23 protein-coding genes are annotated in these 21,635 nt (G+C 67.3%); 15 read left to right on the plus strand and 8 right to left on the minus strand.

Annotated features, from left to right (window positions below):
* The first annotated feature begins 63 nt into the window (after nucleotides 1-63).
* The gene (locus L6Q21_RS01445; protein WP_237828659.1) at nucleotides 64-1,629 is read left to right on the plus strand and encodes an AbgT family transporter; all 1,566 of its coding nucleotides are present in this window, start codon (nucleotides 64-66) and stop codon (nucleotides 1,627-1,629) included.
* A gap of 408 nt (nucleotides 1,630-2,037) precedes the next feature.
* On the opposite strand, the gene dnaJ is transcribed toward L6Q21_RS01445, so the two are convergent.
* Both dnaJ and dnaK read right to left on the minus strand, forming a co-directional pair.
* Nucleotides 2,038-3,180: a molecular chaperone DnaJ gene (gene dnaJ, locus L6Q21_RS01450; RefSeq protein ID WP_237828660.1), complete on the minus strand. Its 1,143-nt coding sequence runs from the start codon at nucleotides 3,178-3,180 to the stop codon at nucleotides 2,038-2,040.
* Between the two features lie 55 nt (nucleotides 3,181-3,235).
* Nucleotides 3,236-5,143 carry a molecular chaperone DnaK gene (gene dnaK, locus L6Q21_RS01455; protein WP_237828662.1) on the minus strand — a complete coding sequence of 636 codons (1,908 nt, stop codon included), beginning with the start codon at nucleotides 5,141-5,143 and terminating at the stop codon, nucleotides 3,236-3,238.
* A 244-nt stretch (nucleotides 5,144-5,387) separates the two neighbouring features.
* Between dnaK and L6Q21_RS01460 the strand changes: the two genes are divergently transcribed.
* Together L6Q21_RS01460 and L6Q21_RS01465 are read left to right on the plus strand one after the other, a co-directional pair.
* Complete coding sequence (locus L6Q21_RS01460; protein WP_237828663.1) at nucleotides 5,388-5,867, plus strand: copper chaperone PCu(A)C; 480 nt, start codon at nucleotides 5,388-5,390, stop codon at nucleotides 5,865-5,867.
* A gap of 106 nt (nucleotides 5,868-5,973) precedes the next feature.
* Nucleotides 5,974-6,393 carry a vgr related protein gene (locus tag L6Q21_RS01465; protein ID WP_336246217.1) on the plus strand — a complete coding sequence of 140 codons (420 nt, stop codon included), beginning with the start codon at nucleotides 5,974-5,976 and terminating at the stop codon, nucleotides 6,391-6,393.
* Here the strand turns inward: L6Q21_RS01465 and L6Q21_RS01470 are convergent.
* From L6Q21_RS01470 to hrcA, 3 genes are read right to left on the minus strand one after another with little or no spacing between them, the layout of a single operon-like run.
* Complete coding sequence (locus L6Q21_RS01470; protein WP_237828664.1) at nucleotides 6,297-6,671, minus strand: putative quinol monooxygenase; 375 nt, start codon at nucleotides 6,669-6,671, stop codon at nucleotides 6,297-6,299. The two genes, L6Q21_RS01465 and L6Q21_RS01470, sit on opposite strands and share 97 nt — an antisense overlap.
* Entirely contained in the window at nucleotides 6,668-7,195 is a 528-nt protein-coding gene (locus L6Q21_RS01475; RefSeq protein ID WP_237828665.1) for a nucleotide exchange factor GrpE, read from the minus strand. The genes L6Q21_RS01470 and L6Q21_RS01475 overlap by 4 nt, the downstream gene beginning before the upstream one ends.
* Nucleotides 7,192-8,235: a heat-inducible transcriptional repressor HrcA gene (gene hrcA / locus L6Q21_RS01480; RefSeq protein ID WP_237828666.1), complete on the minus strand. Its 1,044-nt coding sequence runs from the start codon at nucleotides 8,233-8,235 to the stop codon at nucleotides 7,192-7,194. Before hrcA ends, L6Q21_RS01475 begins: the two co-directional genes overlap by 4 nt.
* 112 nt (nucleotides 8,236-8,347) lie before the next feature.
* On the opposite strand from hrcA, the gene rph reads away from it, so the two are divergent.
* The 5 genes from rph (at nucleotide 8,348) to L6Q21_RS01505 (ending at nucleotide 12,694) form a co-directional block, all read left to right on the plus strand.
* Nucleotides 8,348-9,064: a ribonuclease PH gene (rph, locus tag L6Q21_RS01485; RefSeq protein ID WP_237828667.1), complete on the plus strand. Its 717-nt coding sequence runs from the start codon at nucleotides 8,348-8,350 to the stop codon at nucleotides 9,062-9,064.
* A complete protein-coding gene (gene rdgB, locus L6Q21_RS01490) occupies nucleotides 9,061-9,672 on the plus strand; it encodes an RdgB/HAM1 family non-canonical purine NTP pyrophosphatase (RefSeq protein ID WP_418895789.1) in 612 nt (203 codons plus the stop codon). The genes rph and rdgB overlap by 4 nt, the downstream gene beginning before the upstream one ends.
* Complete coding sequence (gene hemW / locus L6Q21_RS01495) at nucleotides 9,669-10,835, plus strand: radical SAM family heme chaperone HemW (protein WP_237828668.1); 1,167 nt, start codon at nucleotides 9,669-9,671, stop codon at nucleotides 10,833-10,835. The genes rdgB and hemW overlap by 4 nt, the downstream gene beginning before the upstream one ends.
* A 33-nt stretch (nucleotides 10,836-10,868) precedes the next feature.
* On the plus strand, nucleotides 10,869-11,189 hold the full coding sequence (locus tag L6Q21_RS01500; protein WP_237828669.1) for a hypothetical protein: 321 nt from the start codon (nucleotides 10,869-10,871) through the stop codon (nucleotides 11,187-11,189).
* Between the two features lie 113 nt (nucleotides 11,190-11,302).
* Nucleotides 11,303-12,694 carry an N-acetylmuramoyl-L-alanine amidase gene (locus L6Q21_RS01505; protein ID WP_237828671.1) on the plus strand — a complete coding sequence of 464 codons (1,392 nt, stop codon included), beginning with the start codon at nucleotides 11,303-11,305 and terminating at the stop codon, nucleotides 12,692-12,694.
* Here L6Q21_RS01505 and L6Q21_RS01510 read toward each other — a convergent pair.
* Together L6Q21_RS01510 and pyrC are read right to left on the minus strand one after the other, a co-directional pair.
* A complete protein-coding gene (locus L6Q21_RS01510) occupies nucleotides 12,691-13,083 on the minus strand; it encodes a barstar family protein (protein WP_237828672.1) in 393 nt (130 codons plus the stop codon). The two genes, L6Q21_RS01505 and L6Q21_RS01510, sit on opposite strands and share 4 nt — an antisense overlap.
* Before the next feature lie 2 nt (nucleotides 13,084-13,085).
* Entirely contained in the window at nucleotides 13,086-14,141 is a 1,056-nt protein-coding gene (pyrC, locus tag L6Q21_RS01515; RefSeq protein ID WP_237828674.1) for a dihydroorotase, read from the minus strand.
* A gap of 116 nt (nucleotides 14,142-14,257) precedes the next feature.
* On the opposite strand from pyrC, the gene dnaN reads away from it, so the two are divergent.
* From dnaN to ribD, 3 genes are read left to right on the plus strand one after another with little or no spacing between them, the layout of a single operon-like run.
* Nucleotides 14,258-15,364, plus strand: a complete 1,107-nt coding sequence (gene dnaN / locus L6Q21_RS01520; protein ID WP_237828676.1) for a DNA polymerase III subunit beta — start codon at nucleotides 14,258-14,260, stop codon at nucleotides 15,362-15,364.
* A 52-nt stretch (nucleotides 15,365-15,416) separates the two neighbouring features.
* Nucleotides 15,417-15,881 (plus strand): hypothetical protein, encoded by a 465-nt coding sequence (locus tag L6Q21_RS01525; protein ID WP_237828677.1) that lies wholly within the window; start codon nucleotides 15,417-15,419, stop codon nucleotides 15,879-15,881.
* A 1-nt stretch (nucleotide 15,882) separates the two neighbouring features.
* Nucleotides 15,883-16,860, plus strand: coding sequence for a bifunctional diaminohydroxyphosphoribosylaminopyrimidine deaminase/5-amino-6-(5-phosphoribosylamino)uracil reductase RibD (gene ribD, locus L6Q21_RS01530; RefSeq protein WP_336246218.1), 978 nt, complete (start codon nucleotides 15,883-15,885; stop codon nucleotides 16,858-16,860).
* Here ribD and L6Q21_RS01535 read toward each other — a convergent pair.
* Nucleotides 16,845-17,294 (minus strand): hypothetical protein, encoded by a 450-nt coding sequence (locus L6Q21_RS01535; RefSeq protein WP_237828678.1) that lies wholly within the window; start codon nucleotides 17,292-17,294, stop codon nucleotides 16,845-16,847. The genes ribD and L6Q21_RS01535 overlap by 16 nt on opposite strands.
* A gap of 98 nt (nucleotides 17,295-17,392) precedes the next feature.
* On the opposite strand from L6Q21_RS01535, the gene L6Q21_RS01540 reads away from it, so the two are divergent.
* The 4 genes from L6Q21_RS01540 to lepA are packed head-to-tail and all read left to right on the plus strand — an operon-like array spanning nucleotide 17,393 to nucleotide 21,635.
* Nucleotides 17,393-18,010 carry a riboflavin synthase gene (locus L6Q21_RS01540; RefSeq protein WP_237828679.1) on the plus strand — a complete coding sequence of 206 codons (618 nt, stop codon included), beginning with the start codon at nucleotides 17,393-17,395 and terminating at the stop codon, nucleotides 18,008-18,010.
* A 56-nt stretch (nucleotides 18,011-18,066) separates the two neighbouring features.
* Complete coding sequence (gene ribB, locus L6Q21_RS01545; protein WP_237828680.1) at nucleotides 18,067-19,365, plus strand: 3,4-dihydroxy-2-butanone-4-phosphate synthase; 1,299 nt, start codon at nucleotides 18,067-18,069, stop codon at nucleotides 19,363-19,365.
* A gap of 5 nt (nucleotides 19,366-19,370) precedes the next feature.
* On the plus strand, nucleotides 19,371-19,790 hold the full coding sequence (gene ribH, locus L6Q21_RS01550; RefSeq protein ID WP_237828681.1) for a 6,7-dimethyl-8-ribityllumazine synthase: 420 nt from the start codon (nucleotides 19,371-19,373) through the stop codon (nucleotides 19,788-19,790).
* Between the two features lie 42 nt (nucleotides 19,791-19,832).
* On the plus strand, nucleotides 19,833-21,635 hold the full coding sequence (lepA, locus tag L6Q21_RS01555) for a translation elongation factor 4 (RefSeq protein WP_237828682.1): 1,803 nt from the start codon (nucleotides 19,833-19,835) through the stop codon (nucleotides 21,633-21,635).

The raw sequence follows: 21,635 nt of genomic DNA on the forward strand, positions 1-21,635 counted from the left end.
CGGTCTGTTCGGCCGACAAGGCGTCATCAAGGCGTTTAAAGTCTGGGAGGGGGGATCCTGGGAATGGCCGAAACGGCAGCCAAGCGCGGTGGAATGGACCGGCTGCTCGATGTGATCGAGCGGGTCGGCAACAAGGTGCCCCACCCGGCGGTCATCTTCCTGGTGATGATCGGCGTCGTCATCGTCGCCTCCGTCATCCTGTCGGCGCTGGGTTCGGCCGTCACGCTGGAGACGACCGACGCCGACGGCAAGCTCGTCAGCCGCGTGGTGGAGGTGCAAAGCCTGCTTTCCACCGAAGGCCTGCGCTTCATGCTGACGAGCTGGGTCGACAATTTCATGGCCTTCTCGGCGACGGGGATGATCCTCGTCGCGATGATCGGCGTCGGCGTCTCCGAGCAGACCGGGCTGGTGGCGGCGCTGATTCGCAAAATCGTGAAGGTGACGCCGGGCCGGCTCATCACCTTCGTCATCGTGCTGCTGGGCGGCCTGTCGTCGATCGCGGCGGACGCCGGCTATGTGGTGCTGATCCCGCTTGGCGCTCTGGCCTTCATGTCGCTGGGCCGGCATCCGCTGGCGGGGATCGCGGCCGCCTTCGCGGGCGTGTCGGCGGTGTTCGGGGTGAACCTCCTCATCACCCCGCTCGACGGCGCGCTGACCGAAATCACCAACGACGCCATCGGGCTGGTGAACCCTGATATGTCGATCGACCTGACGGCGACCATGTGGTTCTCGATCGTCAGCCTGGTCCTGATGTCTGTGCTGTGCGCCTGGATCACCGAGAAGTTCGTGGAGCCGCACCTGGGCAGCTACGATCCGGCGCAGGCCGGGCATCTCGCCTCCGAAGGCGCCGGCCCCGCGGATGCGCATGATGAAGGCCCTGGCGCCGAGGCGGAGGCGCGCGGGCTGCGCTACGCCGGCTGGACGCTGCTGCTGGTGCTCGCCGCCATCGTGGCGCTGAGCTGGGGCGAAGGGGCGGTGTTCCGCAACCCGGAAACCGGCTCCCTCATTTCCGATTCGCCGCTGATGCAGGGGCTTATCGTGCTGGTGGCGATCATCTTCCTGTCGGTCGGCGTCGCCTATGGCATCGGCGCCGGCACGCTGAAGAGCAGTTCGCAGGCCATCGGCATGATCGACAAGACCTTCAAGAACATGGGGCCGCTGGTGTTCCTGTTCCTGGTGATCGCCCAGTTCCTGGCCTTCTTCGGCTTCACCAACATCGCGACCGTGCTCGCGGTAAACATGGCGGACGCGCTGGTGGCGGCGAATCTCGGTTCCGTCACGCTCATCATAGGTTTCGTGATCGCCATCCTGCTGCTGGACATCATCATGCCCGGCGCCATTCCGAAATGGGCGATCTTCGCGCCGATCTTCATCCCGCTGTTCATCCAGCTGGGCAGCGATCCGGCGACCGTGCTCGCCGCCTATCGGGTGGCGGATTCGCCGATGAACGTGGTGACGCCGCTGATGGGCTATTTCCCGCTGGTGGTGATCTATTGCCAGCAATATGTGAAGGATGCGGGCGTCGGCACGGTGATCGCCATCATGCTGCCCTACACGATGTGGCTGGTGCCGATCTGGACGGCTTTGTTGGTCGGCTGGTATCTGCTGGGGGCGCCGTGGGGATTTTGATCGGGACGGGACAAGCTGCGGACGGCATCCGCATACCCAGAATCAGGGATCGGGATTCATTCGAAACGTAATCTCCTTAAATCCCGCTCGCTGCAAATTGAAAATCACGCTACTAAGGCATCTATACTCTACTTGATCCGAAAGACTGACAAGAACAGCCCGATGATCGTGACGCAGCCGTATAAACTGCTCTAAAGCAGCCTCATGCTCAATTGTCCTCCCATTAGAGATTATGCGGCAAGAACTCCCTTCCCACTGCTCTACATCAACCAGAAGTTGTGGTTTCAACGCAGTGGCGCAACTTACTGTCATCGCAATAGAAGCAAATAATATTACAGCAAGACACGGGTGCATTACCGCAGGCCACCTTTCATCGAGCACGACAGTCTTGCTCGCAGCTTCCTCTATCTAATCGGTCAACTCGTCCCAAGCCCCCTTCAGCCGGTCGAAGAAGCCCTTAGCCTTCGGGCAGGCCTCATGCCCGGAAGTTCCGCGAAACTCCTCCAGCAGTTCCTTCTGCCGCGCGGACAATTTCGTGGGCGTTTCCAGCTCCACCTGCACCACCAGATCGCCGGCGCCATGGCCGTTCAGCGTCGGCATGCCGCGCCCGCGCACGCGGAACTGCCGGCCGGACTGGGTGCCCGCCGGCACCTTCACATCCACCGGCAGCTTGTCGAGGCCGGGGATGTGGATTTCGCCGCCAAGCGCCGCGTCGACGAAGCTCATCGGCACCTGCGCGAACAAGGTCGTCCCGTCCCGCTTCCAGATCGGGTGCGGCTTCATGTGGATGAAGATGTAGAGGTCGCCGGCCTCGCCGCCGCGCGGCCCCGCCTCGCCCTCACCGGCCAGGCGGATTCGCGTGCCGCTGTCGACGCCCTTCGGGATCTTCACCTTCAGCGTCTTGCGCCGCTCCACCCGGCCCTCGCCATGGCAATGCTCGCACGGGTCGGAAATGACCGAGCCGGAGCCATGGCATTGCGGGCAGGTGCGCTCGACGATGAACATGCCGTTCTGCATGCGCACCTGTCCGCGCCCGCCGCAGGTGGAGCAGGCCTGCGCCCGCGAGCCAGGCTTGCCGCCGGTGCCGACGCAATGGTCGCAGGTGACCGCGACATCCAGATCGACGTCCGCCTCGCCGCCCTGGAAGGCGTCCTCGAAGCTCACCTGAAGGTCGTAGCGCAGATCCGCGCCGCGTTGCGGGCCGGAACGGCGGCCGCGCGCCGCGCCGCCGCCCATGAACTGGTCGAAAATATCGGAGAAGATGTCGGAGAAGGGGGCGCCATCGCCGAACGGATTGCCGCCGGCGCCGTTGCCCGCCCCGCCGCGCACGCCGGCATGGCCGAGGCGGTCGTAAGTGGCGCGCTTCTGCGGGTCGGACAGCACGCCATAGGCCTCGCTGATGGCCTTGAAACGCGCCTCCGCATCGCTGTCGCCGGGATTCTTGTCCGGGTGCCAGCGCATGGCGAGCTTGCGGTAGGCCGTCTTCAGGGTGCTGTCGTCGCAGCCCTTCTGCACTTCCAGCAGCTCATAATAATCGACTTCGGTGTACATACCCGACGAGCCTTCGCAAGAAGGGGCCGGAGATCAGACTCCGGCCCGCATTTGATCACTTCTTGCTGTCGTCCACTTCGGTGAAGTCGGCATCGACCACATCGTCGGCCGGCTTCGCCTCGGCGGCGGCGTCGCCGCCTTCGGCGGTCTTCGCCTGCTCGGCGGCATAGACCGCTTCGCCCAGCTTCATCGCCACCTGCGCCAGCGCCTGCGACTTCTGGCTGATCTGCTCCGGGTCGCCGGAATCGAGAACCGCCTTCACATCGGCGATCGCGGTCTCGATGGAAGCCTTGGTCTCGGCATCCACCTTGTCGCCATGCTCGGCGAGCTGGCGCTCGGTCGCGTGCACCAGCCCGTCGGCCTGGTTGCGCGCTTCGGCCGCCTCGCGGCGCTTCTTGTCCTCGGCCGAGAATTGCTCGGCCTCCTTCACCATCTTCTCGATATCGTCCTTGTTGAGGCCGCCCGAGGGCTGGATCTTGATCTGCTGCTCCTTGCCGGTGCCCTTGTCCTTCGCCGTCACGGAAACGAGGCCGTTGGCGTCGATATCGAAGGTCACTTCGATCTGCGGCACGCCGCGCGGGGCCGACGGGATGCCGACGAGGTCGAAATTGCCCAGCAGCTTGTTGTCGGCCGCCATTTCCCGCTCGCCCTGGAAGACGCGGATGGTGACAGCCGACTGGTTGTCGTCGGCGGTGCTGAACGTCTGCGACTTCTTGGTGGGGATCGTCGTGTTGCGGTCGATCATGCGGGTGAAGACGCCGCCCAGCGTCTCGATGCCCAGCGAAAGCGGGGTCACGTCCAGCAGCAGCACGTCCTTCACGTCGCCCTGCAGCACGCCGGCCTGGATGGCGGCGCCCATGGCGACCACTTCATCCGGGTTCACCGAAGTGTTCGGCTCCTTGCCGAACAGGTCCTTCACGAATGCGCGCACGCGCGGCATGCGGGTCATGCCGCCCACGAGGACGACCTCGTCGATCTCGCTCGCCTTCACGCCGGCTTCGTTCATCGCGTCGACGCAGGGCTTGCGGGTGCGCTCGATCAGGTCGATCACCAGCTTCTCGAGGTCGGCGCGGCTGATCGACCGCACGAGGTGCTTCGGCCCGGTGGCGTCGGCGGTGATGAAGGGCAGGTTCACTTCGGTGCTGGCGGACGAGGACAGCTCGATCTTCGCCTTTTCCGCCGCTTCCTTCAACCGCTGCAGCGCAAGCCGGTCGTTGCGCAGGTCGATGCCTTCGTCCTTCCTGAAGCCTTCGGCCAGATACTCGACGAGTTTCACGTCGAAATCCTCACCGCCGAGGAACGTGTCGCCGCTGGTCGACTTCACTTCGAACACGCCGTCGCCCAGTTCGAGGACGGAGACGTCGAAGGTGCCGCCGCCAAGGTCATAGACGGCGATGGTCTTCGCGGAGGTGTTCTTGTCGAGGCCATAGGCGAGCGCGGCCGCCGTCGGCTCGTTGATGATGCGCAGCACGTCGAGGCCGGCGATCTTGCCGGCGTCCTTCGTCGCCTGGCGCTGGGCGTCGTTGAAATAGGCGGGAACCGTGATGACGGCCTGCGTCACCGTTTCGCCGAGATAGCTTTCGGCGGTTTCCTTCATCTTCTGCAGGATGAAGGCGGAAATCTGCGAGGGGCTGTAATCCTTGCCGCCGGCCGACACCCAGGCGTCGCCGTTCGCACCCTTCACGATCTTGTAGGGGACGAGGCCGATGTCCTTCTGCGTCATCGGGTCGTCGAAACGCCGGCCGATCAGCCGCTTCACCGCGAACACGGTGTTTTCCGGGTTCGTCACCGCCTGGCGCTTGGCCGGCTGGCCAACGAGCCGCTCCCCGTCCTTGGTAAAGGCGACCTGCGACGGCGTGGTCCGCGCGCCTTCTGCATTTTCGATAACCTTGGGCGTTGCACCTTCCATCACCGACACGCAGCTGTTGGTGGTGCCGAGGTCGATACCGATCACCTTCGCCATATTCGTCCTTGCCTGTTTCACGCCGGAAAACGCCCGGCGCACCTTTCGCTTGAGATTCTGTCCGGAAACCCGAAGGCTTCCATGTCCGTTCGGCATATAGGTGGATGAAAGCCGGCATCAATGGCGAATCCGCGCTTTTCGATTTCATTCATGGCCGGGCAAGCTCGTCTGTTGCAGCCACGCACCGCCAGAGAGTAGAGGTTCGCCGGACCCGATCCAGCCCGACGCGACAGGAAACATGCCCATGCTGCGCACCCTTGCCATTTCCGCCCTTCTTTTGAGCCCCCTGCCGGCGATCGCCCAGCATTCCGAGGCAAAATACACGACACCGCATGTGATGGACGCCTGGGTCCGCCTTCCGGCGGCGGCCGGACGCCCCGCCGGCGGCTACTTCCTGGCGCATGGCACCGCGGCCGCCGACGCGCTGGTGGGGGTCACCTCGCCCAAGGCCGAGCGGATCGAGCTGCATTCCATGGTGAACGAGGGCGGAGTGATGAAGATGCGCGCCGAGCCGAGCTTCGCCCTCCCCGCCAGGGGCGAGCTGAAGTTCGCGCCGGGCGGCAGCCACCTGATGCTCTTCGGCCTTTCCGCCGGGGTGAAGCCCGGCGACCGAATCCCGCTCACCTTCAGCTTCCAGTCGGGCGCCAAGGTGACGATCGACGCCGAGGCGCGCGCCGTCAACAGCCCGGCCGCGAAGCCGGCGGGGTCCGCGCATCAGCACTGATTCCCGCAGCCGCGCGCTGACACAGGGCGAGCGGCAACTGGTCGCGCGCGTCTTCGGCGACGCCGTCGACTGCGCGCCCGTCCGCATCCACCATCTGAAATGGTGGATGTGGCAGCCGGCCTGGGTGACCATGGCCCCGGACGGGCATTTGTGGTTCCACCCCAATGGCGACATCTGGAGCGCGGACTTCAGCGCCGAATCCGTCTGGCTGCGGGCGCATTTCGTGCATGAGATGGTGCATGTCTGGCAGCACCAGCAGGGCATGAACCTGCTGCTGAAACGCCCGCCCTTCGCGCACTATTCCTATCTGCCGCTGAAGCCGGGCAAGCCCTTCAGCCGCTACGGCATCGAGCAGCAGGCGGAAATCGTGAAGGACGCCTGGCTGCTCGCCGAAGGGGTGCGGCTGAAAGGCCGTCCGCCGCTTGCGGCTTATTGCGCGCTGCTGCCGTTCAGGCCGGGAATCAGGGGAAGCTTCGCGAATGTGGGCCCGGTCAGCATCATCGATCGTTCGGCCGAGGCATCGTAGATCTTAAGGTCGACCGACCAGATCGCCTCTCCGAAATTCTCGACGAAAGCCAACATGTGCGGCGACTCCGCATGGCACTGCATGTCGGCCTCGCTGGCCCAGCGCTCGGCGAAGGTGATAACGGCCGGGAAACCGTCACCGCCTTCGGATTCGATGGCCGCGCTGTAGGACAGACAGCCGGACTCGTCGAAGGTGCAGCGCATGATGTCCCGCAGCACGGGCCGAAGCGCCTGCAATTGCGCCGGATCGACTTCGGCGCGCCCCAAGGCGATGATCATGCGGCCGTCTCGCTCTTGGCCTTGGCGACGGTGACGAGCGCCGGACGCAGCAGCCGCTCCTTCAGCGTCCACCCCGGCTGCAGTTCGGAAACCACCGTGCCCGGCTCGGCGTCGGCTTCCACTTCCACCATCGCCTGATGCGCGTTGGGGTCGAGCGGCAGGCCGACGGCCGGCACCCGCTTGATCCCATGGCGCTCGAAGATGGAGACCAGCTCGCGCTGGGTCGCCTCGATTCCGGTGCGAAGCCCGTCCGCCGCCTCGGCCGGCAGCGATTCGAGCGCGCGGGCGAGATTGTCGGCCACCGTCAGCATGTCGCGGGCGAAACCGGCGGCGGCGAACTGCACCGCATCCGCCTTGTCGCGCTCCAGCCGGCGGCGGGTGTTCTCCGCCTCGGCGGCCATCCTCAGCGCCCGGTCGCGCTCGGCGTCGCGCTCGGTCACCAGCGCCACGATTTCCGCCCGCGCGGCGGCGAGTTCGTCTTCCAGTGAAATTTCTGCGCCGTTTTCCGGCGTTTCGGCTGTCATGCCATCAACCTCGACAATCTGTTTGCAGTGAAATCCACCATGGGGACGACGCGCGCATAGTTCAACCGCGTCGGGCCGATAACCCCCACCACCCCGATCACCCGGCCGTCCGCGCCGCGATAGGGGGCGGCGATCACGCTGGAGCCGGAAAGCGCGAACTGCCGCGTTTCCGCGCCGATGAAGATGCGCAGCGCCTCCGCCGACCGCGCCTCGTCCAGCAAACGGGCGAGCTCGGCCTTCTCCTCCAGCTCCTCCAGCAGCGCCCGCGCCCGGTCGAGATCGGCCGAATCGAGGAGATGCGCCTGCCCGCGCACGATCAGCACCGGCCGCGCCCCGTCGCTGGACCAGCTTGCCAGCCCTTCCGCCACCAGCCCAGCGGTCAGCCGGTCGAGCTCCGCCCGGTCGGTCAGCATTTCCGCCTGCAACCGCTCCACCGCATCGGCAAGCGTCAGGCCAGAAAGCCGCGCGTTCACATAATTCTGCGCCTGCTCCAGCGCCTGCGGCGGCACATCCTCGGGCAGCGCCATCACCCGGTTCTCGATGCTGCCGTCCGCCCCCACCAGCACCGCCAGCGCCCGGCCCCGGCCGAGCGGCACCAGGTTGAGCTGGCGGATGATAGCCTCGGAACGCGGCGCCGCCACCACCGCCGCGCATTGTGCCAGCCCGGACAGCGCCGCCGTGGTGCGCGTCAGCACATCCTCGAGGCTGGCGCCCGAACGCGCGGCCTCCGCCTCGATCGCCGCGATCTCCTCGGCGCTGGGGGAGGCGGCCTGCATCATCCCGTCCACGAACAGCCGCAGCCCCTGCTCGGTCGGCACCCGGCCGGCGGAAGTGTGCGGCGCCGCCAGCAGCCCCAGTTCCTCCAGATCCTGCATGACGTTGCGGATGGAGGCGGGCGAAAGCTGCAACTCGCCGGTGCGCGAAAGCGTGCGCGAGCCGACCGGCGCCCCGGTCGTCAGGTAACTGTCGACGATGTCGCGGAAGATGGTGCGCGCGCGGTCCGAAAGCTGCGAGACGCTGATGGCGGAAGCTTCGACCATGGTGGAGCCAATCTAGGGGGGAAAGCCGCGCCGCTCAACCGCGACGCTTGGCAAGGCCCGCGCCCGCGCCTAAGCCCTGCTGCCAATACCCCACCGAACCAAAGGACAGGATATGCGCCCTTCGGGCCGTTCGCCGGACATGATGCGCGAAATCGCGATGATTCCCAACTTCAACGCCCATGCCGAGGGTTCGTGCCTGGTGAAGTTCGGCCACACGCATGTGCTGGTGACCGCCAGCGTCGAGGAAAAGCTGCCGCCATGGATGCGCGGCAAGGGCGAAGGCTGGGTGACGGCGGAATATGGCATGCTGCCCCGCGCCACCCACACCCGCGGCAGCCGCGAGGCGGCCAAGGGCAAGCAATCCGGCCGCACGCAGGAAATCCAGCGGCTGATCGGCCGCTCCTTGCGCGCCGTCACCGACCTGAAGGCGCTGGGCGAGCGGCAGATCACGCTCGACTGCGACGTGCTGCAGGCCGATGGCGGCACCCGCACGGCGGCCATTTCCGGCGCCTGGGTGGCGCTGCGGCTGGCGCTGGACGCAATCCACAAGGCTAGCCCGTTCGAGATCGACCCGCTGGCCAACCAGGTCGCGGCCGTCTCCTGCGGCATCTACGAAGGCACGCCGGTGCTGGACCTCGATTATGATGAGGATTCGGTCGCCCATACCGATGGCAATTTCGTCCTGACCTCGACCGGCGCGCTGGTGGAAATCCAGGCGACGGCCGAAGGCGCGGTGTTCGACGAGGAAGCCCTGCTGCGCCTGCTGCGGCTGTCGCGCATCGGCACGGACGCCATCTTCGCGAAGCAGCGGGAAGCGACCGGCCGGTGATCGGCAGGATCGGCCCGAAGCTCGTCCTTGCCAGCCACAACAAGGGCAAGCTGAAGGAAATCGCCGAACTGCTGGCGCCCTTCGGGATCGAGGCGGTGCCGGCCTCGGAATTCGGCCTGCCCGAGCCGGAGGAGACGGAGGACAGCTTCGCCGGCAACGCGCTGCTGAAGGCGCGCTTCGCGGCGAAGGGCTCGGGCCTGCCCGCCCTTTCCGACGACAGCGGCCTTTGCGTGGAGGCGCTGGGCGGCGAGCCTGGCGTCTACACCGCCGACTGGGCCGAGACCGGGAACGGCCGCGACTGGCTGCTGGCCATGACCAAGGTGGAGGACAGGCTTCAGGCCCTCGGCCCCGATGCGTCGCGCGCGGCCGAATTCGTCTGCGTGCTGGCGCTGGTCTGGCCGGACGGGCGGGAAGAGACGTTCGAGGGCCGGGTGGCGGGAACACTCGCCTGGCCGCCGCGCGGCGAAATGGGCTTCGGCTATGATCCGGTGTTCGTGCCCGAAGGCCACCGCCAGAGCTTCGCCGAACTGGACCCGGCCGAAAAAAAGGCGATCAGCCACCGCGCCCAGGCATTCGCCAAGTTGAAGGCGGCGCTGGGGGCCGCATGAGCGGCGACATCGCCCTCTATGTCCATTGGCCCTTCTGCGTCACCAAATGCCCCTATTGCGACTTCAACAGCCATGTGCGCGAGCGGGTGGACCAGTCCCGCTGGCGCGACGCCTTATTGGCCGACCTCCGGCATGAAGCCGCGCTGACCGGCGGGCAGAAGCTGGTTTCCATCTTCTTCGGCGGCGGCACGCCTTCGCTGATGGAACCGGCGACCGCCGAGGCGCTCATCGCCGAAGCGCTCCGCCTCTGGCCCGCCGCCGCCGATCCTGAAATCACGCTGGAAGCCAACCCCTCCTCGGTGGAAGCGGCCCGCTTCGCCGATTTCGCCGCCGCCGGCGTCAACCGCGTCTCGCTGGGCCTTCAGGCGCTGGACGACGCGGCGCTGAAGCTGCTCGGGCGGCCGCACGACCTGGCACAGGGGCTGGCGGCGCTCGACACCGCGCAGGCGCATTTCCCGCGCGTCAGCTTCGACCTGATCCACACGCGCCCCGGCCAGACGTCGGTCGAATGGGAAACGGAACTGGCGCGCGCCCTGTCCTTCGGGACCGAGCACCTGTCCGCCTACCAGCTCACCATAGAACCGGGCACGCGCTTCCATACGCTGGCAGCCAAGGGCCTCCTTACCCTGCCGGACGAGGAGGAGGCCGCGACCATGTTCGACCTGACCGGCGAACTCTGCGCCGCCGCCGGGCTGCCGCTCTATGAAATCTCCAACCACGCCCGGCCCGGCGCGGAGAGCCGCCACAACCTGCAATATTGGACCTATGGCGACTATGCCGGCATCGGCCCCGGCGCGCACGGACGGCGCGGCGGCCTTGCCACCACGCGGATCCGCCGCCCGGAAAGCTGGCTGGAAGCGGTATCGGCCCGTGGCCACGGGCTGGAGGCGGAAGAGGCCATAGACCGTTCGGCGGCAGCCGAGGAGGCGCTGTTGATGGGCTTGCGGCTGGTGCGTGGAATCGAGCCGGCGCATTTCGAGGCGCGCACGGGCCTGCCTCTCGATTCGGTCGCCGAGCCGCAAGCCCGCGCCCGGCTGCAGGCGATGGGCCTGCTGGAGCCCGGGCTGCGCCTCAGAACCACCGAGGCCGGGCGGCCGTTGACGAACCGCTTGCTGGTCGAGCTGGTTTCCGGGCTTGAATCCGCCGCCGGGCATGCCAAGTAGCAGCTATCGAACCGGGCCAAGATCGGAGGCAGCATGATTGGCAAATTGGTCAGCGCAGTAGCCGGGCGCAGCGTGGCGCAGACGGTGGGCGGAACGGCTGCCGGCCCCGTGGGCGCCGTGATCGGCGCGGCCCTGCCGGTGATGCTGCCGGCGGTTGCACGCCGGCTGGGGCCGGCCGGAATGGTGGCGGCTGCCGTCGGCGGCCTGCTGTTCACCCGCTGGCTGGAGCGCCGCAACGCCCGCAAGCAGGCCGAGGCGGCAGCGCCGGGCGCTGTTCCGCCGCGCCAGCCGGAAGCGGTGCTGGGCGGACCGATCCCGCCCGACGCGCTGGAAGGCGAACTGCTGAAAGATTGAGCGCCGAGCCGGACACCGGCGCGCTTTCCATCGCAAGCCGATGAACGGCCCGTCCCGGCTTTGGCCTTGGGCGGGTTTTCAACGCGCCGCCGGCTTGGCAGAAGGCGGGCATCATGGCTTTCCGCTGGCTCGTCGGCCTGTTCCTGCTGTTGCTGCCCTTGCCCGCGCTTGCCGTCGCGGTAACGGGCGCGCTGCGGCTGCTGCCGACCGCCGAGGGGCTGACGGTGCGCCTCGCGCTTTCGGAACCCCTTGCCGCCCCGCCGCGCGCCTTCGCGCTGGCCGACCCGATGCGCTGGGCCGTCGACCTCGGCGAGGCCTCCTCGCTTCGCCGTGACGTCGCTGGCGCCGGGCCGGCAAAAGCCGCGCGCGTCTCCCAGTTCGATCCGGAAACCGTGCGGCTGGTCCTCGACCTCGAAAAGCCGATGCAGTTGGTTTCCGCCTACCAGGACCGCAACCAGGTGCTGGAACTGAAGTTCCGGCCGATCGACGAGGCCATGTTCCGCCGGCAGGTGTCGCGCGGGCGCAACCCCGTGGCCGGCTTCCAGCAGGAGGCCCCGCGCGCCGTGCCGCCCGGTCCCGCGCCGGCGCCCGATCTGGCCGCCGACAGCGCCGCGCGGCTGGATGCGGTGGAGGCCGCGCTTTCCGCCGCCGATCAGGCGCTGGAGCCGCCGAAGCCCGCGCCCGGCCCGGTGCCGCCGAAGGTCGCGACCCCTGTGCCGCCCGTCGATCTCCGCGCCCAGCCCACGCCGCCGACGAAGCTGGCGCCGCCCCGACAGGCCCCCGTCGTCAGCGCGCGCGCCCCGAGGTCCCGCCGCTATGTGGTGGTGCTGGACCCTGGCCATGGCGGCACCGATCCCGGAGCGCCGTCCGCCACCGGCGGGAACGAGAAGGAGGTGACGCTGGCGGTCGCCAGGCTGGCGAAGGCGGCGATCGAGAGGCGCGCCCGGGCGAAGGGCGTTCCCGTCGAAGTGCGGCTGACGCGGGACGGGGATTATTTCGTGACGCTGGGCGGCCGGGTGCGACTCGCCCGGCAATGGGGCGCGGACCTGTTCATCTCCATCCACGCCGACAGCGCCCCCAACATCGCGGCCCGCGGCGCTTCGGTCTACACGCTTTCGGAAACCGCGTCCGACCGGGAGGCGGCGCGGGTCGCCGCCAAGGAAAACCGCGCCGACCTGATCTCGGGGGTGGATCTGACCGGCGAGGATCGGGAAGTGGCGAGCATCCTCGTCGATCTCGGCATGCGCGATTCTATGAACGCCAGTTCCGATTTCGCCGAGGCCCTGCAAAGGGGGCTGGAGCCCGAGGGCGTGCTGTTCCGCAGCCATTTCCACCGCTTCGCCAACTTCCAGGTGCTGCGGAATCTCGGTGTGCCGGCCGTGCTGCTGGAAACCGGCTTCCTCTCGAACACGCAGGATGCCGCCTATCTCTTCTCGAAAAAGGGGCAGGCGGCGATCGCCGACGGCCTTGGCGAAGCGGTCGTCGATTATCTCGCGCGGCGCTAGGCGGCGACCAGTTCGATGTTCGGATGGCTGGCGATGATGTCCAATATCGTCTGGAAATAAGTCGGGCCGGTGCCCGCTTCCAGCGCCGCCAGATCGCGCTTGATCCGCCCCACATCATATCGCTCCGGCTGCTTCAGCTTTTCAAGGTAGAGCGCGCGTGTCGCTTCCTTCCCGAGGGCGGCGCGGCTCTGCTCCATGTCGCGCCAGACCAGCCGCACCCGCGCATGTCCCTGCAGCGCGCCATAGCCGCCATAAAGCAGGTCATCCAGCGCATCCAGGCTCTGGCCGAGCTTCCAGTCCTCGCCCGCCATGAAGAGGCGGTTCACCTCCGCGTAGAAGGAGGGAATGTCGTGGATCGCACGCCCTTCCAGCGTGAAGGCCGGCACCATCTTCAGGCCGGCAGCACGCCGCCGAAGCGCCAGCCCAGCGTTTCGCCCGCATGGAAGGGCACCAGCGTCGCGGCTTCCAGTTCCAGCTTCTCCGGCACCGGCTCGGCCACCCGTTCCAGCTTCACCCGCTCCTCGTTCAGCGGCAGGCCGTAGAAGCGCGGCCCATGCACGCTGGCGAAGCCTTCCAGCCGGTCGAGCGCGCCTTCCGCCTCGAACAGGGCGGCGTAGCTTTCCAGCGCATAGGGCGCGCAGAAGATGCCGGCGCAGCCGCAGGCGGCTTCCTTCGCCTCGACCGCATGCGGCGCCGTATCGGTGCCCAGGAAGAATTTCGCCGAACCGGAGGTCGCCGCCTTCACCAGCGCCAGCCGGTGCCGCTCCCGCTTGGCGATCGGCAGGCAATAGGCGTGCGGGCGGATTCCGCCGTCGAAGATGGCGTTGCGGTTGATGTGCAAATGGTGCGGAGTGATGGTCGCCGCCAGATTTTCGTCTCCGTCCGCCACGAAATCGGCCGCCTCGGCGGTGGTGATATGCTCGAACACCGTCTTCAGCCCCGGAAAGGCGGCGCGCAGCGGCTGGAACACCCGCTCGATGAACACGGCCTCCCGGTCGAAGATGTCGACCGCCTTGTCCGTCACCTCACCGTGCAGCAGCAGCGGCAGGCCGATCTTCTGCATCCGCTCGAAGACGGGGGCCAGCTTCCTCACGTCGGTCACGCCATGGCTGGAATTGGTGGTGGCGTGCGCCGGGTAGAGCTTCACCGCCGTGAACACCCCTTCCGCCGCGCCGCGCTGCAGATCGTCCGGGTCGGTATGGTCGGTCAGGTAGCAGACGATCAGCGGCTCGAACCCCAGGTCCGGATCGACGGCGGCCAAGATGCGCTCGCGATAGGCGCGGCCTTCGTCGGTCGTCGTCACCGGCGGCACCAGGTTCGGCATGGCGATGGCGCGGCGGAACTGCCGCGCCGTCCAGTTCACCACCGATCTCAGCATGGCGCCGTCGCGCAGATGCACATGCCAGTCGTCCGGGCGGCGCAGGATCAGGGTTTCGGGCGTGCTCATGCCCAGCCTGCTAGCGGCGGGGGAAATGGATTGCCATCGCCATTTCGGTGAAAACCCGCTTTCCCCTCCCCTTCGCTCATGTATAGAGGGGATAAAATTCTTCGCAGGGAAAACGCATGAAGCTGGTTGTCGAGCGCGCTACACTCCTGAGGGCGTTGGGCCATGTGCAGTCCGTTGTGGAGCGCCGGAACACCATTCCCATCCTGTCGAACGTGCTGCTCTCGGCGGACGGCCAGTCGATGAAGCTGATGGCGACCGACCTCGACCTCCAGATCGTCGAGGAAGCGCCGGCGGCGGTGGAAACGCCGGGCGCCACCACCGTTTCCGCCCACACCTTGTTCGACATCGTGCGCAAGATCCCGGACGGCGCGCAGGTGACGCTGGACTCGTCGGGCTCGCGCATGGCCGTCACCGCCGGGCGCGCCCGCTTCCAGTTGCAGACGCTCCCGCGCGAGGATTTCCCGGTGATCGGCGAGAGCGACCTTCCGGTCGGCTTCCGGCTTCCGGCGGAAACGCTGGTGACGCTGATCGACAAGACGCGCTTCGCCATCTCGACGGAAGAGACGCGCTATTATCTGAACGGCATCTTCATCCACGCGCCCGCCGGCGGCAGCACGCTGCGCGCCGTGGCGACGGACGGGCACCGGCTGGCGCGGGTGGAAATCCCGCTGCCCGAAGGCGCGGGCGGCATGCCGGACATCATCATCCCGCGCAAATGCGTGTCGGAAGTGCGCAAGCTGCTGGACGAGCGCGACGGCGAAGTGGAAATCGCCCTGTCGGCCGCGAAGATCCGCTTCGCGATCGGCCAGGCGGTCCTCACCTCCAAGCTGATCGACGGCACCTTCCCGGATTACAGCCGCGTCATCCCGACCGCGAACGACAAGCTGCTGAAGATCGACCCCGCGACGCTCGCCGAAGGGGTGGACCGGGTGACGGCGATCGCCAGCGAAAAGACCCGCGCGGTGAAGCTGAGCCTCGACCGCGACCGGGTGACGCTGTCCGTCACCAGCCCGGAGAACGGCACCGCCAGCGAGGATGTGCCGGCCGACTATTCGTCCGGCAGCTTCGAGGTGGGTTTCAACAGCCGCTATCTGCTCGACATCCTGGGGCAGGTTGAAGGCGATCTGGTGGAAGTCCATATGGCGGATGCCGCCGCGCCCACGCTCATCCGCGAGACCGAGGATTCCGAAGCCCTCTATGTGCTGATGCCGATGCGGGTCTGAAGCGGCCGCCCCTGTTGCCGAAGAGGGGCGCCACCCGGAGAACTGCGCTGCGATGCCGATCAAGAAGCCAAAACAGGCGAAGCTTCCCATGCCTTTCGCGGCGCAGGAGCTTTCGCACGACGACGACGCCCGGCGCCGCGCGATATTGATAAAGCGCGAGCTGGAGCAGGCGGACGGCTTTTCCTGGAATGCCGAGCCGCAGGGCTTCGCGGCGCGGATCCGCAACGCCCCGCGGCACAAGCTGATCGCCGCTGTGGTCGCGCTGGGAATGGCGGTCGCGATCGTGTCCGCCTTCCTGATCGCCATGGACAGCGGCATCGAGGTGCCCGAGCGCGTCGTCTATATGGAAAGCTGGGACGGCAATCGCACGTCCGAGGACGCCTTGCGCGACCAAGCCGAGGCGATGGACAGGCTGCGCGCGCAGGTGGAAGCCAACCGCCGCGCCCATGAAGCGGAACAGGCGCGGCAGAAGGCGCTGGAAGCCGAGCGCGCCGCCGCCCGACAGGCCACGAGCTGAGGTGACGCCGGACGCCGACCGGCGCTGGATGGCGGCGGCGCTCGCGCTGGCCAGGCGCGGCCGGGGGCGGACGGGCAGCAACCCCAATGTCGGCTGCCTGCTGCTGCAAGGCAGCCGGGTCGTCGGCCGGGGCTGGACGCAGGACGGCGGCCGCCCGCACGCCGAAGCCATGGCGCTGACGGAAGCCGGAAGCCGCGCGCAAGGCGCCATCGCCTATGTCACGCTGGAGCCCTGCGCGCATGAAAGCCGGCGCGGCCCGGCCTGCGCCGACAGCCTCATCGCCGCCGGAATCGCCCGCTGCGTCGTCGCCATGGCCGATCCGGACGAACGCACGGCCGGCAAGGGGCTGGCGCGGCTGAAGGCGGCCGGAGTCGAAACCGTTTCCGGCGTGCTGGAAGCCGAGGCGCGCCTGGAACTGGCCGGATTCGTCGGCCGCCTTGCCACCGGCCGGGCCGAACTGACGCTGAAGCTGGCGCTTTCGCTGGATGGGCGGCTGGCCATGGCCGACGGCCGCAGCCAATGGATCACCGGCGAGGCCGCCCGCCTCTACGCCCACCAGCTTCGCGCCGAAGCGGACATGGTGCTGGTGGGCGGTGGCACATTGCGCGCCGACCGGCCCCGCCTCGACAATCGCCTGCCCGGCAGCCATGCGCCGCAGCCGCTCAAGGCGGTGCTTACGTCCGGCCCCGTGCCGGAGGGTTTTCTGGCCTTCTGCGATCTCCAGGCGCTGGAGCATTTTGCAAGACAGGAGGGCCTGAACCGAATCCTCTGCGAAGGCGGCGGCGGGCTGGCTTCAGCGCTGCTGACGATGAATCGCGTGGATCGGCTGCTGCTGTTGCGCGCGCCGATCCTGATCGGCGAAGGGATCGGGCTGGAGGGGCTGCACCCGGCTACGCTCGCCGAAACCCATGGCGTCTGGCGGCTGGAGGAGCGCCGGCCGCTCGGCGCCGACCTGCTGGAACGCTATCGGTTGATGTGAAGCCGGTCTTCCAGCGAGCGCTTGCGGGGCTTCGGCCGCTGCCGGCGCGCCAGCCAGAGGCACGCGCCGCCGGCCAGCGCCAGGGGGATTCCGGTGACGAGCGGCCCCAGCCAGCTCATCCGCACCGGCTGCGTGCCCGGCGACAGGCGCGCCAGCGTGTCGGCGCTGCCCACCGTCAGCAGAAGCGCGGCCGCCAGCAAGGTCCCAAGCCCGGCGGCGAGCGAGAGCACCCAGCCCGCCGGCGCCAGCCGCCCCTCGCTCTCCAGCGCCAGCCCGATCAGCAGCGGCACCAGCCCGGCAACGACGACTGGCAGCACGAACAGGCGCATCTCCAGCGGTTCGCCGTCGGCGAAGGCCATGGCGGCGTAAACCGGCGCCGCGATCAGCAGGATGACCGCCAGACCATAGAAGAAAAGGCTGAGCGCGCGCCGCAATTATCTCTCCGGAACGATGTTGTGGCCGGCCAGTCTAGCGGGCGTCGCGGTTGAATCCAGCGCTTTCCCTCGCGCCCGGCTACGCCTAAACCAGCGGTATGTTCACCGGAATCATCACCGACATCGGCGAAATCGTGGAGCTGGAAGAGCGCCCCGGCGAAGACCTCCGCCTTTCCATCCGCACCGCCTATGATCTGGAAACGGTCGCCATCGGCGCCTCCATCGCCTGCTCGGGCGTCTGCCTGACCGTCACCGGAAAATCCGCCGACCGCTTCACCGTGGATGTCTCCGGCGAGACCGTCAGCCGCACCGCGCCGGCGCAGTGGCGCAACGGCGCGAGGCTGAACCTCGAACGCTCCTTGAAGGTGGGCGACGAGCTGGGCGGCCACATCGTCACCGGCCATGTCGATGGCGTCGGCACGGTGGAAGCGGTGGAGCCGGTGGAAGGCTCCGTGCACATCGCCATCCGCGCCCCCGCCGATCTGGCGCCCTCGATCGCCGCCAAGGGCTCGGTCGCGGTGGACGGCATTTCGCTGACCGTGAACGCGGTCGACGACCAGCCGGACGGAAGCGCCGTCTTCCATCTGAACATCATCCCCCACACCGCGCAATGGACGACACTGGGGGAAGCGCAGCCGGGGCGGCAGGTGAATCTGGAAATCGACGTTCTGGCCCGCTACCTGGCCCGAATGACGCAGGCGCGCGGCGCAGTCTGACATTGCAATGTGATTCAAATCTTGATTCTCACATTTTGATGTGAGAATTGGATGGAATGGCACAACAGCTTCTAGACCGGATCCGCGCGCATCTTTCCGAAACCGGGCTTTCGCGCTCCGGCCTCGCCAGGGCGGCGGGGCTTCACGCTAACACGCTTCGCGATCTGGACCAGCCGGGCTGGAACCCGACGGCCGACACGCTTTCGAAGCTGGAGGCCTTCCTGACCGGCTCCGGCCCTTCGCCGCTGGTGCCGATCGAGGAGATCATCGCCGAGGCGCGAAACGGCCGCATGTACATCCTCGTCGACGACGAGGACCGGGAGAATGAGGGCGACCTCATCATCCCGGCGCAGATGGCGACGCCCGACGCCATCAACTTCATGGCGACGCACGGCCGCGGCCTCATCTGCCTGTCGCTCAGCAAGGCGCGGGTGGACCAGCTCGGCCTGCCGCTGATGAGCTCGATGAACCGCACGCGGCACGAAACCGCCTTCACCGTTTCCATCGAGGCGAAGGACGGGGTGACGACGGGCATTTCGGCGGCCGACCGCGCACGCACGGTGGCGGTTGCGATCGACGGCTCCAAGCTGTCGGACTCGATCGTCACGCCGGGCCATGTCTTCCCGCTCGTCGCCCGCAACGGCGGCGTGCTGGTCCGCGCCGGCCACACCGAGGCGGCCGTCGATGTCTCGCGCCTCGCCGGCCTCAACCCCTCGGGCGTGATCTGCGAGATCATGAACGAGGACGGCACCATGGCCCGCCTCGACGACCTGATCCCCTTCGCCCGCCGGCATGGGCTGAAGATCGGCACCATCCGCGACCTGATCGCCTATCGGATGCGGCACGACCATCTGGTCGCCAAGGTCGCCGAGGTGGAGATCGAAAGCGAGCATGGCGGCCGCTGGACGGCGATGACCTACGCCAACACCGCCGAATATGCCGAGCATCTGGTGCTGATAAAGGGCCGCATCTCGCCGGAGAAGCCGACGCTGGTGCGCGTGCATGTGGTGAACGCCTTCGCCGACCTCTTCGCCGAGACCGGCGGCCGCGCCGGGCTGATCGGCCGCGCCATGGATGCCATCGCCGCGGAGGGCGCCGGAATCCTGATCCTGATCCGCGATTCGCGCAGCGACGGGCTTTCCCGGCAGATGAAGGCGCGCGGCGAGGGGGAATATAATACGGTGCGGGAACTGGGCGTCGGCTCGCAGATCCTGGTGGATCTGGGGGTGGCGGAAATGGAGCTTCTCACCACCGCCCCGCGCGCCTATGTGGGCCTGGAAGGCTATGGCCTGAAAGTGGTCGGCGAGCGGCCGCTTCTTGCGGAAAGCCCGCTTCCTGCGGATAACCGGGGGTAATCGAAATGGCCAAGGTCCTTCTCGTCGGCGCCGGCTTCTACCGGCACATCTTCGAGCTGCAGCTGAAGGGCGCCATCGCGGCGCTGGAGGCTGGCGGCCACAAGCATGAACTGGTGGAAGTGCCCGGCGCGCTCGAAATTCCGGCGGCGATCGCGCTGGCGGCCGACAATGGCGGTTACGACGCCTTCGTGGCGCTGGGCTGCGTGATTCGCGGCGAAACCTATCATTTCGAGATTGTCTCCAACGAAAGCGCTCGCGGCATCATGGCGCTGACGCTGGACGGGCTGGCCGTCGGCAACGGCATATTGACGGTCGAGAATGAGGCGCAGGCGCTCGTCCGCGCCGACCCGGCGCAGAAGAACAAGGCCGGCGAAGCGGTGGAGGCCGCGCTCGCCCTTCTGGAACTGCGCCGCCGCTTCGGCTGAGGGGGCATTCCCGCCGGGCGAAACTTGCTCTAGAGGGCGCGCATGACGGCCCTTTCACATATCCGCAACTTCTCGATCATCGCCCATATCGACCATGGGAAGTCGACCCTCGCCGACCGGCTGATCCAGTCCACCGGCGGGCTTTCCGAGCGCGAGATGTCGGCGCAGGTGCTCGACAATATGGACATCGAGAAGGAGCGCGGAATCACCATCAAGGCGCAGACCGTGCGCCTCGACTACAAGGCGTCGGACGGGGAAAGCTATGTGCTGAACCTGATGGACACGCCGGGCCATGTCGACTTCGCCTATGAAGTCTCGCGCAGCCTCGCCGCCTGCGAGGGCGCGCTGCTGGTGGTGGATGCGGCGCAAGGGGTGGAGGCGCAGACGCTCGCCAACGTCTACCAGTCGATCGAGCATGACCATGAGATCGTGCCCGTCATCAACAAGGTGGACCTGCCGTCCGCCGAGCCGGAAAAGGTGAAGGCCGAGATCGAGGAGGTGATCGGCCTCGACGCGTCCGAAGCGGTGCTGGCCAGCGCCAAGACCGGAATCGGCATTACCGAGATACTGGAAGCGATCGTGAAGCGCATCCCGCCGCCCAAGGGGGATCGCGCCGCGCCGCTGAAGGCGATGCTGGTCGACAGCTGGTATGATCCTTATCTGGGCGTGGTGATCCTCGTCCGGGTGATCGACGGCGCTATCCGGAAGGGCCAGCAGATCAAGTTCATGGCCGGCGGCACCGAGCATCTGGTGGACCGCGTCGGCGCCTTCCGCCCGAAGATCGAGCAATTGCCGGAACTGGGGCCGGGCGAGATCGGCTTCATCACCGCGCAGATCAAGGAGATCGCCGAAGCGCGGGTGGGCGACACCATCACCGACGTGAAGAAGCCCGCCGCCGAGCCGCTGGCGGGTTTCCGCGAAGTGCAGCCGGTGGTGTTCTGCGGCCTGTTCCCGACCGACGCCGCCGATTTCGAGAAGCTGCGCGACAGCATCTACAAGCTTCGGCTGAACGACGCCTCGTTCAGCTTCGAGATGGAGACTTCCGCCGCGCTCGGCTTCGGCTTCCGCTGCGGCTTCCTCGGCCTCCTGCATCTGGAGATCATCCAGGAGCGTTTGAGCCGCGAATATGACCTCGACCTTATCACCACTGCCCCGTCGGTCGTCTACAAAGTGCATCTGACGGACGGCGCGGTGATCGAACTGCACAACCCCGCCGACATGCCGGACCCGGTGAAGATCGACCATATGGAAGAGCCCTGGATCGAGGCCACCATCTATGTGCCCGACGAATATCTGGGCGCGATCCTGAAGCTCTGCCAGGATCGGCGCGGCATCCAGAAGAACCTTACCTATGTCGGCGGCCGGGCGCAGCTCACCTACGAGCTGCCGCTCAACGAAGTGGTGTTCGACTTCTACGATCGGCTGAAGAGCATTTCGCGCGGCTATGCCAGCTTCGACTATCACCAGACCGGCTATCGCTCGGGCGATCTCGTCAAGATGTCGATCCTGGTGAACGGCGAGCAGGTGGACGCTCTGTCGATGATCGTCCACCGCGACGCGGCCGAGGCGCGCGGCCGCCACATGTGCGAGCGGCTGAAGGATCTGATCCCCAGGCACCTCTTCAAGATTCCCATCCAGGCCGCCATCGGCGCCAAGGTGATCGCCCGCGAAACCATCGCCGCCTTGCGCAAGGACGTCACCGCCAAATGCTACGGCGGAGACATCAGCCGGAAGCGCAAGCTGCTGGAGAAGCAGAAGGAGGGGAAGAAGCGCATGCGCCAATATGGCAGCGTCGATATCCCGCAGGAGGCCTTCATCGCCGCGCTTCGGATGGGGGACGAATAA

Origin of the sequence: Sandaracinobacteroides sayramensis (assembly GCF_022014495.1) — a bacterium.
Taxonomy (GTDB): Bacteria; Pseudomonadota; Alphaproteobacteria; order Sphingomonadales; family Sphingomonadaceae; genus Sandaracinobacteroides; species Sandaracinobacteroides sayramense.